At 72.4% G+C, this 16,026-nt stretch carries 17 protein-coding genes; 8 read left to right on the forward strand and 9 right to left on the reverse strand.

Going from position 1 to position 16,026, the window contains the following annotated elements; translation table 11 throughout:
* Positions 1-69: 69 nt before the first annotated feature.
* Positions 70-888, reverse strand: a complete 819-nt coding sequence (locus tag SALPAC3_RS0109000; protein WP_018220907.1) for an MOSC domain-containing protein — start codon at positions 886-888, stop codon at positions 70-72.
* Positions 889-974: 86 nt separating this feature from the next.
* On the opposite strand from SALPAC3_RS0109000, the gene SALPAC3_RS0109005 reads away from it, so the two are divergent.
* From SALPAC3_RS0109005 to hutH, 6 genes are read left to right on the forward strand one after another with little or no spacing between them, the layout of a single operon-like run.
* Positions 975-1,826 (forward strand): MurR/RpiR family transcriptional regulator, encoded by an 852-nt coding sequence (locus SALPAC3_RS0109005; RefSeq protein WP_018220908.1) that lies wholly within the window; start codon positions 975-977, stop codon positions 1,824-1,826.
* 10 nt (positions 1,827-1,836) lie between these two features.
* Positions 1,837-3,486: a urocanate hydratase gene (gene hutU, locus SALPAC3_RS0109010; protein WP_018220909.1), complete on the forward strand. Its 1,650-nt coding sequence runs from the start codon at positions 1,837-1,839 to the stop codon at positions 3,484-3,486.
* A gap of 10 nt (positions 3,487-3,496) precedes the next feature.
* Entirely contained in the window at positions 3,497-4,711 is a 1,215-nt protein-coding gene (locus SALPAC3_RS0109015) for an allantoate amidohydrolase (RefSeq protein WP_018220910.1), read from the forward strand.
* The gene (locus tag SALPAC3_RS0109020; RefSeq protein WP_018220911.1) at positions 4,708-6,069 is read left to right on the forward strand and encodes a formimidoylglutamate deiminase; all 1,362 of its coding nucleotides are present in this window, start codon (positions 4,708-4,710) and stop codon (positions 6,067-6,069) included. The genes SALPAC3_RS0109015 and SALPAC3_RS0109020 overlap by 4 nt, the downstream gene beginning before the upstream one ends.
* On the forward strand, positions 6,062-7,240 hold the full coding sequence (gene hutI, locus SALPAC3_RS0109025; RefSeq protein ID WP_018220912.1) for an imidazolonepropionase: 1,179 nt from the start codon (positions 6,062-6,064) through the stop codon (positions 7,238-7,240). Before SALPAC3_RS0109020 ends, hutI begins: the two co-directional genes overlap by 8 nt.
* On the forward strand, positions 7,228-8,766 hold the full coding sequence (hutH, locus tag SALPAC3_RS0109030) for a histidine ammonia-lyase (protein WP_018220913.1): 1,539 nt from the start codon (positions 7,228-7,230) through the stop codon (positions 8,764-8,766). The genes hutI and hutH overlap by 13 nt, the downstream gene beginning before the upstream one ends.
* 65 nt (positions 8,767-8,831) lie before the next feature.
* Here hutH and rdgB read toward each other — a convergent pair whose 3' ends face one another.
* The 8 genes from rdgB to clpS all read right to left on the reverse strand — a co-directional run bounded on the left by rdgB (position 8,832) and on the right by clpS (position 13,948).
* Positions 8,832-9,446 (reverse strand): RdgB/HAM1 family non-canonical purine NTP pyrophosphatase, encoded by a 615-nt coding sequence (gene rdgB, locus SALPAC3_RS0109035; protein WP_018220914.1) that lies wholly within the window; start codon positions 9,444-9,446, stop codon positions 8,832-8,834.
* A 49-nt stretch (positions 9,447-9,495) separates the two neighbouring features.
* Positions 9,496-10,221, reverse strand: coding sequence for a ribonuclease PH (gene rph / locus SALPAC3_RS0109040; RefSeq protein ID WP_018220915.1), 726 nt, complete (start codon positions 10,219-10,221; stop codon positions 9,496-9,498).
* 89 nt (positions 10,222-10,310) lie between these two features.
* A complete protein-coding gene (locus SALPAC3_RS0109045; RefSeq protein ID WP_018220916.1) occupies positions 10,311-11,057 on the reverse strand; it encodes an MBL fold metallo-hydrolase in 747 nt (248 codons plus the stop codon).
* A 168-nt stretch (positions 11,058-11,225) separates the two neighbouring features.
* Positions 11,226-12,191 (reverse strand): PLP-dependent cysteine synthase family protein, encoded by a 966-nt coding sequence (locus SALPAC3_RS0109050; RefSeq protein WP_018220917.1) that lies wholly within the window; start codon positions 12,189-12,191, stop codon positions 11,226-11,228.
* 12 nt (positions 12,192-12,203) lie between these two features.
* Positions 12,204-12,542, reverse strand: coding sequence for a MoaD/ThiS family protein (locus tag SALPAC3_RS0109055; RefSeq protein ID WP_018220918.1), 339 nt, complete (start codon positions 12,540-12,542; stop codon positions 12,204-12,206).
* Positions 12,543-12,616: 74 nt separating this feature from the next.
* Positions 12,617-13,105: a M67 family metallopeptidase gene (locus SALPAC3_RS0109060; RefSeq protein ID WP_018220919.1), complete on the reverse strand. Its 489-nt coding sequence runs from the start codon at positions 13,103-13,105 to the stop codon at positions 12,617-12,619.
* 55 nt (positions 13,106-13,160) lie between these two features.
* On the reverse strand, positions 13,161-13,655 hold the full coding sequence (locus SALPAC3_RS0109065) for a DUF2017 domain-containing protein (RefSeq protein WP_198290365.1): 495 nt from the start codon (positions 13,653-13,655) through the stop codon (positions 13,161-13,163).
* Between the two features lie 2 nt (positions 13,656-13,657).
* Positions 13,658-13,948, reverse strand: a complete 291-nt coding sequence (gene clpS, locus SALPAC3_RS0109070; protein WP_018218759.1) for an ATP-dependent Clp protease adapter ClpS — start codon at positions 13,946-13,948, stop codon at positions 13,658-13,660.
* A 167-nt stretch (positions 13,949-14,115) separates the two neighbouring features.
* Between clpS and SALPAC3_RS0109075 the strand changes: the two genes are divergently transcribed.
* A complete protein-coding gene (locus tag SALPAC3_RS0109075; RefSeq protein WP_018220922.1) occupies positions 14,116-15,402 on the forward strand; it encodes a nicotinate phosphoribosyltransferase in 1,287 nt (428 codons plus the stop codon).
* 11 nt (positions 15,403-15,413) lie between these two features.
* A complete protein-coding gene (locus SALPAC3_RS0109080; RefSeq protein WP_018220923.1) occupies positions 15,414-15,995 on the forward strand; it encodes a nicotinamidase in 582 nt (193 codons plus the stop codon).
* The last annotated feature ends 31 nt before the right edge of the window (positions 15,996-16,026 follow it).

The following is a 16,026-nucleotide window of genomic DNA, read 5'->3' on the forward strand; positions in this document are numbered from 1 at the left end:
GGGTGAGCTGCGGCTCGGATGGTCAACGGCGCCCGGGGTGAGCGGTGACCCGGCCGAACCCGCCTGCGGTCAGGCGGCGGGCACGACCTCGTCGTCGACGGCGACCCAGCCGGTCCCCACGGGCACCAGGTGCAGCCCGAAGCGGAGTTTCTGCCGCACGTTGCGGTAGCGGCCGAGGGTGACCAGCGGCTCCTTCCCCCGGATCCCGGTCTCCTGGTCGGTGGTGGTGACCACGCAGCGACCAGCCGGGCCGGCGGCGCGGAAGGTGACACCACCGATGCGTACCGGGCGGCCGGCCCAGTCGTCCTCCGCCCAGGCCGGCGCTCCGGTGACCACGAGGTTCGGGCGGAAACGGGTCATCGGCACCGGTGGCTCGCCGGCCTCGGCCAGCCACCCGTTGAGCGCGGCGAGCGAGGCGGTGCTGGCCAGCAGGATCGGGGCCTCGTCGGCGAAGGTGACCTGGTCACCTGGGTCATGCTCACGGTCGGCGGCGGGGATGTGGCGGGCCGGCCGGGCCAGCCACACCAGGCGGGCCGGGCGGCCGAGGAATCGACTGACCCAGGTTTCGGCGGCCGGACCGGCGGCGTGCGCCCACACGTCCAGCTTGCGGCTGCGGAAGGTGCGCACGGCGATCGGGGCACCGTCCACCGGTTCCGCGACATCGAGGTCGGGGTGGCCGGCGGCGCGCAGGGTGAGGCCGCCGACCCGGGTCACCGCGTGCAGCGCGACGAGGCTGCTGACCTCGCGTTGGGTGATGCCGATGCCCGCCGCGTCCACGAGCATCCAGCGCCGGTCGCCGGCCAGGCCCCAGGGCAGCACCGGGGCGGCATCGTGGTCCCGCCGCCGGCCCCCTTTGACGGGGTAGGTGTGCACAGCGCTCAGCCACATCGGCTCACCTTGCCACCCGCACCCCGCCTCGCACCGGCCGCAGCGGCCCGGTTGCCTATGAAAGTTTCTATGCATATGGTCAAAACATGAATGAGGGATCCGTCGTCCCCCCGGGTGACCGGGTGCTGGACCTGTTCCGCGGAGTTCGGCTCACCCCGACCCAGCGACGGATCGCGCACTGCCTCATCCAGCAGGGCCCGGCGGTGGCGTACCTGTCGGCGGCGGAGGTCGCCGAGTTGGCCGGGGTGAGTCAACCCTCGGTCACCCGCTTCGCGATGGCCCTCGGCCACGACGGCTACCCCGCCCTGCGCCGCCACCTCCGGGAGCTGACCACGACACCCCGCGGCGAACGACCGAACACGGACAACGAACTCCAGCAGGCGGTGCGTTCCGAGATCGAGAACCTGGACCGGCTCGCCGACCAGTTCGCCGACCGGGACCGCGTCGCCGCCGCCGGCCGGCTCCTCGCCGCCAGCCACCCGCTGCCGGTGCTCGGCCTCCGCGCCGCCGCGCCACTGGCCGCCTACTTCGCCTACTTCGCCGCCAAGGTGCTCCCGGACGTACGGGTCCTCGACGACGGCGGCAGCCTGCTCACCGACCGGATCGAACAGGCCACCGAGGCCGGTGCGACCGCCCTGCTCGCCCTCGTGTTGCCCCGCTACCCCCGAGAGGCCCTCGACGCCCTACGGGAGGCCCGGACGGCGGGCCTGACCGTCGTCGCCATCACCGACTCACCGGTCAGCCCGGCCCGCGAGCACGCCGACGTGGTGCTTCCCGCCGCCGTCGGCGCACAGCTCGTGTTCGACCTACACACCGCACCGATGACCCTGGCCATGGTGCTGCTCCAGGCGATCTGCGACGCCGCACCCGTACAAACCCAACGGCGGTTGGAGGCGTTCGAAGCCTCCGCCGCCCGTCGTCAGTTGTTCCTCGGTTAGGAGGTTCCTCATGACCCAGCCGATCCGCGCCGCGCGCGGCGCCACCCGCACCGCCCGGGGCTGGCCCCAGGAAGCCGCACGGCGGATGCTGATGAACAACCTCGACCCGGAGGTGGCCGAACGCCCCGAAGACCTGGTCGTATACGGCGGGACCGGGAAGGCCGCGCGGGACTGGCCGTCGTACCGCGCACTGTTGGACACCCTCACCGACCTGCGCGACGACGAGACGATGCTGGTGCAGTCCGGCCGGCCGGTCGCGGTGATGCGGACCCACGAGTGGGCACCGCGGGTGCTGCTGGCCAACTCCAACCTGGTCGGCGACTGGGCCACCTGGCCGGAGTTCCGCCGGCTGGAGCAGCTCGGCCTGACCATGTACGGGCAGATGACCGCCGGATCGTGGATCTACATCGGCACCCAGGGCATCCTCCAGGGCACCTACGAGACGTTCGCGGCCGTCGCCGCGAAGCGGTTCAGCGGGTCGCTGGCCGGCACGCTGACGCTGACCGCCGGCTGCGGTGGGATGGGTGGGGCCCAACCGCTCGCCGTGACCATGAACGACGGTGCCTGTCTGATCGTCGACGTCGACCGCTCCCGCCTCGAACGCCGGGTACGCGAGCGTTACCTGGACGAGGTCGCCGACTCGCTCGACGACGCGGTGCAGCGGGCGACCGCCGCCCGCAACGACCGGCGGGCGCGCAGCATCGGCGTGGTCGGCAACGCGGCCACCGTCTTCCCCGAGCTGCTGCGCCGCGGCGTCCCGGTGGACGTGGTCACCGACCAGACCAGCGCGCACGACCCGCTGTCGTACCTGCCGGAGGGGGTTGAGCTGGCCGACGCCCGCGACTACGCGGCGGCCAATCCGGCCGAGTTCACCGACCGCGCCCGCGCGTCGATGGCCCGACACGTCGAGGCGATGGTGGGCTTCCTCGACGCGGGTGCCGAGGTCTTCGACTACGGCAACTCGATCCGCGGCGAGGCGCAGCTCGGTGGCTACCCCCGCGCCTTCGACTTCCCGGGTTTCGTGCCCGCCTACATCCGGCCGCTGTTCTGTGCGGGCAAGGGCCCGTTCCGGTGGGCGGCGCTCTCCGGCGACCCGGCCGACATCGCCGCCACCGACCGGGCCATCCTCGAACTCTTCCCAGAGAACGAGCAGCTGGCCCGCTGGATCCGGATGGCCGGCGACCGGGTGGCGTTCCAGGGGCTGCCGGCCCGGATCTGCTGGCTCGGCTACGGCGAACGGGACCGGGCCGGGGTACGGTTCAACGACATGGTCGCCGCCGGAGAGCTCTCCGCGCCGGTGGTCATCGGCCGGGACCACCTCGACTGCGGTAGCGTCGCCAGCCCGTACCGGGAGACCGAGGCGATGGCCGACGGCTCCGACGCGATCGCTGACTGGCCACTGCTCAACGCCCTGGTAAACACCGCCAGCGGGGCCTCCTGGGTCTCCCTCCACCACGGTGGCGGGGTCGGGATCGGCCGCTCCATCCACGCCGGCCAGGTCTGCGTCGCCGACGGCAGCGCCCTCGCCGGGCAGAAGATCGAACGAGTCCTCACCAACGACCCGGCGATGGGCGTCGTACGGCATGTTGACGCCGGCTACGACGACGCCCGGCAGGTCGCCGAGCGGACCGGCCTGCAGATCCCGATGGCGACGGCGTAAGGAGAGCTCCGTGTTGACGCATCCGGTGGTGGAGGGCTCCCTTCCGCGCAGGTTCCGGCGGCTCTGGGACGAGATCGCGCCGATCGGCCGGGATGACCGTAGCGGCGGGTACCTGCGGTACGCGCTGACCGACCCGGAGCTGCGGCTGCGGGAGTGGTTCCGGGCCCAGGCCGACCAGCGTGACATGCCGGTGACCGAGGACGGCAACGGGAACCTCTTCGCCTGGTGGGGCGCCCCGGAGGCGGGGAACGCGGTGCTCACCGGCAGCCACTTCGACTCGGTACCGCACGGCGGGGCGTACGACGGGCCGCTCGGCATCGTCAGCGCCTTCCTCGCCGTGGACGAGCTACGCGCCGCCGGCACCACCCCCACCCGGCCGATCGCGGTCGCCGCCTTCGTGGAGGAGGAGGGCGCCCGGTTCGGCGTACCGTGTCTGGGGTCTCGGCTGCTCACCGGGGCGCTGCCGGTCGAGCAGGCGGCCGAGCTGCGCGACCCGGCCGGGGTGAGCTTCGCCGAGGCGCTGGGCGGCCCGCCGGCCGGCGCCCGGCCGGAGCTGCTCGGCCGCTTCGCCGCCTTCGTCGAGCTCCACGTCGAGCAGGGCCGGGCCCTGGTCGAGCAGGCCGCTCCGGTCGCCGTCGCCAGCGCGATCTGGCCGCACGGCCGGTGGCGTTTCGACTTCACCGGTGAGGGAAACCACGCGGGTACGACCCGGATGATGGATCGCCGCGACCCGATGCTCACGTACGCGTTCACGGTGCTCGCCGCCAACAAGGAGGCCCGGCGGCTCGGTGCCCACGCCACGGTCGGCCGGGTACGGGTGGAGCCGAACGCCACCAACGCCATCCCGGCTGCGGTGACCGGCTGGCTGGACGCCCGCGCGGCCGAGCCGGAGACCCTCGCCGGGCTGGTCGAGGCGGTCCACGACCGGGCCGCCGAGCGGGCCCGACGCGACGGCACCGGGTTGCGGCTGACCGAGGAGTCGGCCACGCCCCTCGTCGCCTTCGACGGTGGGTTGGCCGACCGGCTCGCCCGACTGCTCGACGCGCCGGTGCTGCCGACCGGGGCCGGGCACGACGCCGGCGTGCTGGCCGGACACCTGCCCACCGCGATGCTCTTCGTCCGCAACCCCACCGGGGTGTCGCACTCCCCCGCGGAGTCGGCGAACGACGACGACTGCGCGGCCGGGGTACAAGCCCTCACCGCCGCGCTGGAGGAGCTGACATGACCCGCTGGCTGGCCGAGTACGCGTGGCTACCCGAGCAGCCCGAGCCGACCCCGGACGTGCTGATCGAGTCCGCTGCCGGCCGGATCACCGCGGTCACCCCGCTGAGCACCGAGGGCCGGCCGACCACCGGGGTCGAGGTCCTCGCCGACGCGGTCCGCCTGCCTGGGCTGACCCTGCCGGGGCTGGCCAACGCCCACTCGCACGCCTTCCACCGCGCGCTGCGCGGCCGCACCCACGGCGGTCGCGGCGACTTCTGGACCTGGCGGGACCGGATGTACGAGGTGGCCGCCCGGCTGGACCCGGAGAACTACCTCGCACTCGCCCGCGCCGGCTACGCGGAGATGGCGCTGGCCGGAATCACCTGCGTCGGCGAGTTCCACTACCTGCACCACGGCCCGGACGGCACCCCGTACGCGGACCCGAACGCGATGGGGGCCGCCCTGGTCGAGGCGGCGGCGCACGCCGGGATCCGGCTGACCCTGCTGGATGCCTGCTACCTGACCGCCGGCGTGGCGGGTGAGCCACTGGCCGGGCCGCAGCGACGCTTCGGCGACGGGGACGCGGTGCGCTGGGCGGAGCGGGCAGCGGCGTTCACCCCCACCGACGCGCACGTCCGGGCGGGCGCGGCGATCCACTCGGTGCGGGCCGTGCCCGCCGACCAACTGGCGACGGTGGCCGGCGCGGCACGGGAGCGGGGCATCCCGCTGCACCTGCACCTCTCCGAGCAGCCGGCCGAGAACGATGCCTGCCGGGCCGCGCACGGCTGCACCCCCACCCGGTTGCTGGCCGACCGGGGAGTCCTCGACCAGCACACCACCGCCGTGCACGCCACCCACCCCACCAGCTCGGACGTGGCCCTGCTCGGGGAGAGCCGCACCGGGGTCTGCCTCTGCCCGACCACCGAGCGGGACCTCGCCGACGGGATGGGACCGGCCCGCCGGCTGGCCAACGCCGGCAGCCCGTTGAGTCTCGGCAGCGACAGCCACGCGGTGGTGGACCTCTTCGAGGAGGCGCGCGCGGTGGAACTGGACGAGCGCCTGCGTACCCGACGGCGCGGCCACTTCACCGTCGGCGAGCTGGTCACCGCGGCCACCTCCGCCGGGCACGCCGCCCTCGGCTGGGGCGACGCCGGCCGGCTCGCCGTGGGCGACCGGGCCGACCTGGTCACCCTCCGGCTGGACAGCCCGCGGACCGCGGGGGTACCGGCGGCCGGCGCCTTCTTCGCCGCCACCGCGGGGGATGTTCACCAGGTGGTGGTGGATGGCCAGGTGGTGGTGCGGGACGGACGGCACCGCACCGTTGACGTCCCCACCGAGCTGGCCACGTCGATCGGGGAGGTGACCGGAGCGCATGAGTAGCCTGCTGCTGGACAACATCGGAGAGCTGGTCACCAACACAGCCGCCGGGGAGGGGCCGCTGGGCATCCGCCGCGACGCCGCCGTGCTCGTCGAGGACGGCGTGGTGGCCTGGGTCGGGCCGAGCGGGGACGCACCCGCCGCCGATCAACGCCTCGACGCCGAGTCGGGGGCCGTGCTGCCCGGCTTCGTGGACAGCCACGCCCACCTGGTCTTCGCCGGGGATCGGGCGGTCGAGTTCGCCGCCCGGATGGCCGGCGAGCCGTACACCGGCGGCGGCATCCGCACCACGGTCGGCGCGACCCGGGCCGCCACCGACGACGAGCTACGCGCCACGGCCCGCCGGCTACACGCGGAGGCGCTGCGGCAGGGCACCACCACCATCGAGATCAAGAGCGGGTACGGCCTCACCGTCGCCGACGAGGCCCGCTCGCTGCGGATCGCCGCCGAGGTGAGCTCGGAGACCACCTTCCTCGGGGCGCACCTTGTCCCCGCCGAGTACGCCGACCGGCCGGATGACTACGTCGACCTGGTCTGCGGCCCGATGCTCGCCGCCGCCGCGCCGTACGCCCGCTGGGTGGATGTCTTCTGTGAGCGGGGCGCCTTCGACGCCGACCACACCCGCGCGATCCTGACCCGTGGGCAGGCCGCCGGGCTGGACACCCGGCTGCACGCCAACCAGCTTGGTCCGGGCCCGGGGGTCCAGCTCGGGGTGGAGCTGGGGGTGGCCAGCGTCGACCACTGCACCCACCTCACCGATGCCGACGTCGACGCGCTCGTCGGGGCCGACGGAACGACCGTGGCCACCCTGTTGCCGGGGGCGGAGTTCTCGACCCGCTCGCCCTACCCGGACGCCCGGCGGCTGCTCGACGCGGGCGTGACCGTGGCGCTGGCCACCGACTGCAACCCCGGGTCGTCGTACACCTCGTCGGTGCCGTTCTGCATCGCGCTGGCCGTCCGGGAGATGCGGATGAGCCCCTCCGAGGCGGTCTGGGCGGCGACCGCCGGCGGCGCCGCGGCGCTGCGCCGTACCGATGTGGGTCGGCTGGCGCCCGGCGCCCGGGCCGACCTGATGATCCTCGACGCCCCGTCCCACCTGCACCTGGCCTACCGGCCGGGGGTGCCACTGATCCGCCAGGTCCTGCACAACGGAGAACCGCAATGTCGACCGTAGTCATCCAGCCAACCGGGATCACCCCCGCCGACGTGCTCGCCGTCGCCCGCGGCAACGCCAAGGTCGTCCTCGACCCGACGGCGATCGACGCGATGGCCAACAGCCGGTCCGTCGTGGACGGGATCGAGGCCGCCGGCCAGCCGGTGTATGGCGTGAGCACCGGCTTCGGGGCGCTCGCCAACACCTTCGTCGCCCCACAGCGGCGGGCCGAGCTACAGCACGCGCTGATCCGTTCACACGCCGCCGGGGTCGGGACCGCCATGCCCCGCGAGGTGGTGCGGGCGATGATGCTGCTGCGCGTCCGTTCCCTCGCGTTCGGCCGCTCCGGGGTCCGGCCGCTGGTCGCCACCGCGCTGGTGGACCTACTCAACCACGATGTCACCCCGTGGGTGCCCGAGCACGGGTCACTGGGGGCCTCCGGGGATCTGGCGCCGCTGGCGCACTGCGCGCTGGCGCTACTCGGCGAGGGCTGGGTGCTGGGCGCGGCCGGTGACCGGATCCCGGCCGGCGAGGCGCTGCGCCGGGTCGGTATCACGCCGATCGAGCTGGCCGCCAAGGAGGGGCTGGCACTGATCAACGGCACCGACGGCATGCTCGGCATGCTGCTGATGGCCAACCACGACGCCGCGCACCTGTTCACCCTGGCCGACGTGACGGCCGCCCTGGCCATCGAGGCGATGCTCGGCACGGACCGACCGTTCCAGCCCGAGCTACACGCCATCCGGCCGCACCCCGGTCAGGCCACCTCGGCGGCGAACATCCACCGCCTGCTCCAGGACTCGGCGGTGATGGCGTCACACCGCGACGACGTGGTGCACGCGGTGCAGGACGCGTACTCGATGCGGTGCGCGCCGCAGGTCGCCGGCGCGGCCCGGGACACCCTGGACTTCGCCCGACAGGTGGCGGGCCGGGAACTCGTCTCGGTGGTGGACAACCCGGTGGTCCTGCCGGACGGCCGGGTCGAGTCCACCGGGAACTTCCACGGCGCGCCGCTCGGTTTCGCCGCGGACTTCCTCGCCGTCGCCGCCGCCGAGGTCGGCGCGATCGCCGAGCGACGGGTGGACCGGCTGCTCGACGTGACCCGCTCCCGGGACCTGCCGGCGTTCCTCTCCCCCGACGCCGGGGTCAACTCCGGGCTGATGATCGCCCAGTACACGGCGGCCGGCATCGTCGCGGAGAACCGCCGACTCGCCGCCCCCGCCTCGGTGGACTCCCTGCCCACCAGCGGGATGCAGGAAGACCACGTGTCGATGGGCTGGGCGGCGACCAAGAAGCTGCGGACCGTCCTGGACAACCTGACCAGTCTGCTCGCGGTCGAGCTTCTCGCCGCGGTCCGCGGGCTCCAGCTCCGGGCGCCGCTACAACCGTCACCGGCCGGACGGGCCGCCATCGCCGCGTTGGCCGGGGCCGCCGGTGAGCCCGGCCCGGACATCTTCCTCGCGCCGGTGCTGGAAACCGCCCGTACGGTGATTGCCGGCCCGGAGCTTCGGGCGGCGATCGAACGTGAGGTCGGGACGCTGGCCTGACCCTCCTGCTCGGCGTGCCCGGGCAGCGGCTGCCGAGTCGGTGGCCGCTGCCCGAGTACGGCAGGTCAGGCCGGCGGCAACACCCTGGCGACCAGCTTCGCCAGTTCGCGCAGCGCCTTGCCGCGGTGGCTGATCGCGTCCTTCTCCGCCGGCGTCAGCTCGGCGTTCGTCCGGTCCTGCCCGTCGCCGCGAAAGATCGGGTCGTAGCCGAAGCCACCGTCGCCGTGCGGCTCCCGCAGCAGGCGACCGGCCTGCCGGCCGTCCACCAGGTGCTCCTTGCCGCCGGGCAGCGCCAGGGCCACCGTGCAGACGAAGGACGCGCCCCGATGCTCGTCCGGCACGTCGGCGATCTGGTTCAGCACCAGCTGAAGGTTGGCGTGGTCATCACCGTGCTGGCCGGCCCAGCGGGCACTGAAGACACCGGGCATGCCGTTGAGCGCCTCCACCGCCAGGCCGGAGTCGTCGGCGATGGTGGGCAACCCGGTGCGCCGACACCCCTCCCGGGCCTTGATCAGCGCGTTCTCACCGAACGTGAGGCCGGTCTCCGGCAGCTCCGGGTAGGCCTCGACGTCGTCGAGGCCGATCAGGGCGATCCGGTGCGCGCCCAGGGCCCCATCGAGGATGCGTTGCAGCTCGATGAGCTTCTTCCGGTTCCGGGTGGCGAGCAGGACCTTGTTCATGCTGAGTCACCTTCGTTCACGACCACGGAAGCCAGCAGCGGAGCCATCCTCACGAGAGCGCCTTCCGCTGGGCTTCGGCCAACTCCACACAGCCGGCGACGGCCAGGTCGAGCAGGGCGTCGAGCTGTCCACGGCTGAAGACGCCCGCCTCACCGGTGCCCTGCACCTCAACGAAGTCACCGGCGCCGGTGCAGACCACGTTCAGGTCGACCTCGGCGGTTGCGTCCTCGGCGTAGTCGAGGTCCAACCGCGGCTCACCGGCGATGACGCCGACGCTGACCGCCGCCACCGAGCGATGCATCACCGTCTCCGGCCGACCGACGAGGGAACGGCGGGTGGCGAGCCAGGTCACCGCGTCGTGCAGCGCCACGTACCCGCCGGTGATCGCGGCGGTACGGGTGCCGCCGTCGGCCTGGAGCACGTCGCAGTCGAGCACGATGGAGTTCTCGCCCAGCGCCTTCAGGTCGATCGACGCGCGCAGGCTACGGCCGATCAACCGGGAGATCTCGTGGGTACGCCCACCGACCCGCCCCTTGATACTTTCCCGGTCGGAGCGGGTGTTGGTGGCGCGGGGCAGCATGGCGTACTCGGCGGTGACCCAGCCGAGCCCGGAGCCCTTGCGCCAGCGGGGCACCCCCTCAGTGACGCTGGCGGTGCAGAGCACCCGGGTGGCGCCGAACTCGACCAGCACCGAGCCCTCGGGATGGGTGCTCCAGCCGCGGGTCAGGGTCACCGGTCGGAGGTGGTCGGGCAGCCGCCCGTCAGGTCGCGCCATGTCTGCACCCTATGTGGTGGCGAGGGCGGCCCGCCCCGGGGTGCCCCCGGTCGGCTCGACCCGCCGAGGTCCGGGCCGGTCCGCGCCGGTCAGACCTCGTAACGCGCGCCCGGTCGAACCACCTCGAGCGGGCCGGCGTAGGCGGTGGCGGCGGACGTGACGGTCTGCGCCTCGCTGCCCCAAGCCGCCACGAGGTGGGTCAGCAGCAGCCGCCCGACGCCGGCCTTGGTGGCGACCTCGCCGGCCTCCCCGCCGGTCAGGTGCAGATCCGGCGGGTTATCCACCCCGTCGAGGTAGCTCGCCTCGCAGAGGAACACGTCGGCTCCCTGGGCCAGCTGCAGCAGCGCCTCGCAGGGGGCGGTGTCGGAGGAGTAGCAGAGCACCCGACCGTTGTGTTCCAGCCGGACCCCGTACGTCTCGATCGGATGGTTGACCCGGTCGACGGTGACGGTCAGCGGGCCGATCGGGAACGTCCCCGGGGTCAGGGCGGCGAACTGGTACACATCCTCGACGGTGCTGTCCTGCACTCCGCTGAGGGCGGCGAGCCGCTCCGGTGTGCCCGCCGGGCCGTAGACCGGCAGCGGCGGATAGGGGCCGTCCGGGGCGTACCGGCGAACCACCACGTAGAGCGCGGCGTCGAGGAAGTGGTCACCGTGCAGGTGGGTGAGGAGGACGGCGTCGGGAGCGTGGAGCCCCACGTAACGCTGGAGGGTCGACAGCGACCCGGAACCGAAGTCGACCAGGAGCCGGAAGCCCGCGGCCTCGACCAGGTAGGCCGAGCAGGGGGAGTCCGGGCCGGGGAAGGTCCCGGCGCAACCCAACACTGTCAGTCGCATTGAGTCGTCTCACTGTCACATTCTGCAGTGTCCGGGCCGGTTGCCTCTCCGCGGAGCATTCTCCCAACCGCCGTGTACGCCACGCTGCGCAGCCTACGCTCGGCCACCCGAACGCATGAATCATCCCCGGAAAGGTGTCACGAACGTGACACCGTCCCAGATGGTGGGTCAGGCCCAGAGCTGCCCCTCCAGCGCCTTCTCAGCCTCGGCCAGAGTGCCGTCGTAGGCTCCGGTCGAGAGGTACTTCCAGCCGGCGTCGGCGACCACGAAGGCCACGTCGGCGCGGCGCCCCTCCCGAACCGCCTCGTGCGCCACCGCCAGCGCCGCGTGCAGGATCGCACCGGTGGAGAGCCCGGCGAAGAGCCCCTCCACCTCGACCAGCTGTCGGGTCCGCAGCACGGCGTCCCGGGTACCGACCGAGAAGCGCCGGGTGAGCACCGAGGCGTCGTACAGCTCCGGCACGTACCCCTCGTCGATATTGCGCAACCCGTACACCAGCTCGCCGTAGCGCGGCTCGGCGGCCACCACCTGGACCCCCGCCACCTTTTCGCGCAGGTAGCGGCCGGTGCCCATCAGCGTGCCCGTGGTGCCGAGCCCAGCCACGAAGTGGGTGATCGTGGGTAGGTCCTGAAGCAGTTCCGGACCGGTGGTCAGGTAGTGGGCCTTCGCGTTGGCCTCGTTTCCGTACTGGTACAGCAGGACCCAGTCGGGGTGCTCGGCAGCGATCTGCTTGGCGGTGGCGACGGCCTGGTTCGAGCCACCCGCCGCGGGCGAAAAGATGATTTCCGCCCCGTACATGCGCAGCAGCTGCACCCGTTCGGTGGAGACGTTCTCCGGCAGTACACACACCAGCCGGTACCCGCGCAGCTTCGCCACCATGGCCAGTGCGATACCGGTGTTCCCACTGGTGGGCTCGAAGATCGTGGCACCCGGCCGGAGCCGGCCCGCCTCCTCGGCCGCGCGGACCATGAACAGCGCGGCCCGGTCCTTCACGCTGCCGGTCGGGTTGCGGTCCTCCAGCTTCGCCCAGAGCCGCACCGGCGGCGCCCCCGCCGGCACCGCCGGCGCGAGCCGGGGCAGCCCGACCAGGGGCGTTCCGCCACCGGCGTCCAGCAGACTGTCGTAGCGCGCCACGGGGCCGCGCCCTCAGCGGGCGGCTGGCGACCCGACGCGCAGGCCGCGGGGAACGGCCACCGCGGCGAAGCCGAGGGCCCCACCCGCGACGGCCGGCAGGATGGTCACGCTGTCGCCGTCGCTGAGTTTGGCCTCCAGCGCGCCCAGGAAGCGGACATCCTCGTCGTTGATGTAGACGTTCACGAACCGGTGCAGCCCGCCGGTGTCGGTGATCAGGCGGCCCTTCAGCCCGTCGTGCCGGCTGTCCAGGTCGGCGAAGAGGTCGCCCAGCGTGTCGCCGGCCCCCTCGACGATCTTCGCACCGCTGGTGTGGCTGCGCAGGATGGTGGGGATACGAACTTCGATGGCCATGATGCAGTGCTCCTCAGTCGGGAAATGCCGAAATGGTGACGGGACGTGATGGGGTGGGTGTTACCGCGCTGGGATCAGCGGCCGGAACACTCGTAGTCGACCGTCGCCGGGCTCTGCCCGAACATGTAGGACTGCACGGCGTGCGGGTCCACCCCGGCGTCCAGGATGCGGACCTTCTCCTCAGTCACCACGCCAGCCACGATCCGGAAGGAACGAATCTCCTCAGAGTCGGGCTCACGGGTGGAGACGAGGAGGTAGTGCGCGTCGGGCTCACCGGCGAAGGAGACGTCGGTGCGCGATGGGTACGCCTCGGTCGCGGTGTGCGAGTGGTAGATGACGACGGGCGCCTCGTCCCGGTCGTCCATCTCCCGCCACACCCGCAGCTGCTCCATCGAGTCGAACTCGTAGAACGTCATGGAACGGGCGGCGTTCTCCATCGGGATGTGCCGAGTGGCAAGGTTGCTACCGGCGGGACCGGCGACCACGCCACACGCCTCGTCCGGGTGGTCCCGGCGGGCATGGGCGACGATCGCGTCCACGATCGCCCGGTCAATGCTCAGCACGCCAACCAGCGTAGCGTCTGCCGGTGCTGGCCGGCGAGGTGGCGGCGGTCACGGATCAGTCGATCAATGCGCTCAGCAGGGACTCCTGCAAATAGCCCAGGTACGCGTATACCGACAGTTGGAACATCCGGCTGGACCCCGGGTCCATGGCGACCGCGTCATCGAGCTCCGCGCCGAGATCGGTGCTGTCCCGAATCTCCAGCCGGACACCCATCGCCAGCCGGGCGTCGTTGAGCGCCCGCAGCCACGCCTCGGCCGCCTCGCTGTCGAGCCGGACCTCGCCACCGGCGTCGTCGGGGAGCGCCGCGAGGATCGCGCCAGCCTGGTCGATCTTTGCCGTCTTCAGGTCGCCCTCGGTGTACTGGCGAAACTCGGCGGCGTCCGCCGCGTCGTCCGGGTAGACCTCTGGGAAGAGCCGCACGACCACCGGGTCGGCGTGGTCGAACGCGTCGGTGAGCAGGCCGACCACCTCGGTGGCGACCTTGCGCAGAACCCGGACCTCGTCTACCGCGAAGGTGGCCACGTAGTGACCACTGCAGCGCTGGAACATACTCACGCCCGATCCACCGTCGCCCACAGCCCGTACGCGTGCAGCTGCGACGCGTCGTGCTCCATCCGTTCCCGGGTGCCGCTGGAGACGACCGCCTTGCCCTTGTGGTGAACGTCCAGCATGAGCTGCTCGGCCCGCCCTCGGCTGTAGCCGAACAACTTCTGAAAGACCCAGGTCACGTACGCCATCAGGTTGACCGGGTCATCCCAAACGATCGTCACCCACGGTCGGTCGGGCGCCGGCACCTGGTCGGTGTCCGGCGTCTCGAGTGGTGCAACCTGTGGAGCCGCCATGCCCCCATCGTGCCACCGGATCCGCCGAATCGAGGAACCGGAACCCTGACCGGTCACCGGGCGACGCCACCGCGGGCGCCCCGGCCCGTGAGAGGGTGACGGCCGGCACTGCCAATGTTCCTGGACCAGGACGGCGTGGACCGCGCGGGAACTCTAGGCTGAGCCGGGTGAGCACCCTGGGTCCTGCGCTGCTGACCGACCACTACGAGCTGACCATGGTCCGCGCCGCGCTGCGGGACGGCACCGCCGACCGCCGCTGCGTGTTCGAGGTGTTCAGCCGACGGCTACCGACCGGTCGCCGCTACGGTGTGGTGGCGGGTACCGGCCGACTGGTGGAGCTGATCCGAAATTTCCGCTTCGACGCGGACGAGGTGGACTTCCTCCGGCGCACCGGGGTGGTCGACGACGCCACCGCGCAGTGGCTCACCGCCTACCGTTTCACCGGCGACATCGACGGTTACGCCGAGGGGGAGCTCTTCTTCCCCGGATCGCCGATCCTCACCGTCTCGGGCACGTTCGCCGAATGCGTCGTGCTGGAGACACTGGTGTTGTCGGTGCTCAACCACGACTGCGCCACCGCGGCCGCAGCCACCCGGATGGTCACCGCCGCCCGCGGACGCACCCTGATCGAGATGGGCTCCCGACGCACCCACGAGGAGGCGGCGGTAGCGACGGCCCGCGCGGCCTACCTGGCCGGCTTCCGGTTCACCTCCAACCTGGCCGCCGGCGAGCGCTACGGCATCCCCACCGCCGGCACCGCCGCGCACGCGTTCACCCTGCTACACGAGGATGAGCGGACGGCGTTCGCCTCTCAGGTGGCAACGCTGGGCAAGGACACCACCCTGCTGGTCGACACGTACGACATCAGCCAGGGCATCCGCAACGCCATCGCGGTGGCCGGGCCGGACCTGCGGGCGATCCGGATCGACTCCGGCGACCTGGCGGTCATGGCGCAGCAGTCCCGGGACCTGCTCGACTCGCTCGGCGCCACCGAAACGAAGATCATCGTCTCCGGCGATCTCGACGAGTACGCCATCGCCGCGCTGGCCGCCGAACCAGTGGACATGTACGGCGCGGGTACCGCCGTCGTCACCGGCTCCGGCGCACCGACCGCCAGCCTGGTGTACAAGCTCGTCGAGGTCGAGGGGCGCCCGGTGGTCAAGCGCTCCGAGCGGAAGGCCACCATCGGCGGCCGCAAGGTGGCGGTCCGCCGGCACAAGCCGACCGGCACCGCCACCGAGGAGGTGATCGTGCCGCAGGGCGTACCGGAGCGGCAGCCCAACGACCGGCTGCTGCAACGCACCTACCTGGCGGGGGGTGCGGTGGCCACGCAGCCGACGCTGGACGAGTCGCGGGAGCACCTGCGGCAGTGCCTGATCTCGATCCCCTGGGAAGGGTTGAAACTCTCCGCCGGTGATCCGGCCATTCCGGTCACGGTCCTACCGGCCGACTGAAGGAGCAGCACATGGGCAACGCACTGATCATCGTGGATGTGCAGAACGACTTCTGCGAGGGCGGCTCGCTCGCGGTCGGCGGCGGCGCCAGCGTCGCGGCCGGGGTCAGCCGGCTCCTCGCCACCGCGCCGGACCGTTGGGACCACGTGGTGGCGACGAAGGACTACCACATCGATCCCGGGGCGCACTTCGGCGATCCGCCGGACTTCGTCGACTCGTGGCCCCCGCACTGCGTGGTGGGCACGCCCGGCTCGGAATTCCACCCCGACCTGGTCACCGACCGCATCGAGGTGATCTTCCACAAGGGCGAGCACGCCGCGGCGTACTCCGGTTTCGAGGGGCACACCGACCAGGGCGAGTGCCTGGCCGACTGGCTCCGGCGGCACGGGGTCGACCAGGTGGAGATCGTCGGGCTCGCCACCGACTTCTGTGTCCGGGCCACCGCCCTGGACGCGGCCGCCGAGGGGTTCCGGACCACCGTCCAACTGGACCTGACAGCCGCCATCGGGCCCGAAACGGCCGACGCGGCACTACGGGCCTTCGCCGACGCCGGGATCAACACCGAGGGAACGCCTGTGATCAGGGCCGCATGAGCCAATAACACGTTGGTGACCGCCGGACCCA

The organism is Salinispora pacifica DSM 45544 (assembly GCF_000378845.1).
Lineage (GTDB): Bacteria > Actinomycetota > Actinomycetes > Mycobacteriales > Micromonosporaceae > Micromonospora > Micromonospora pacifica.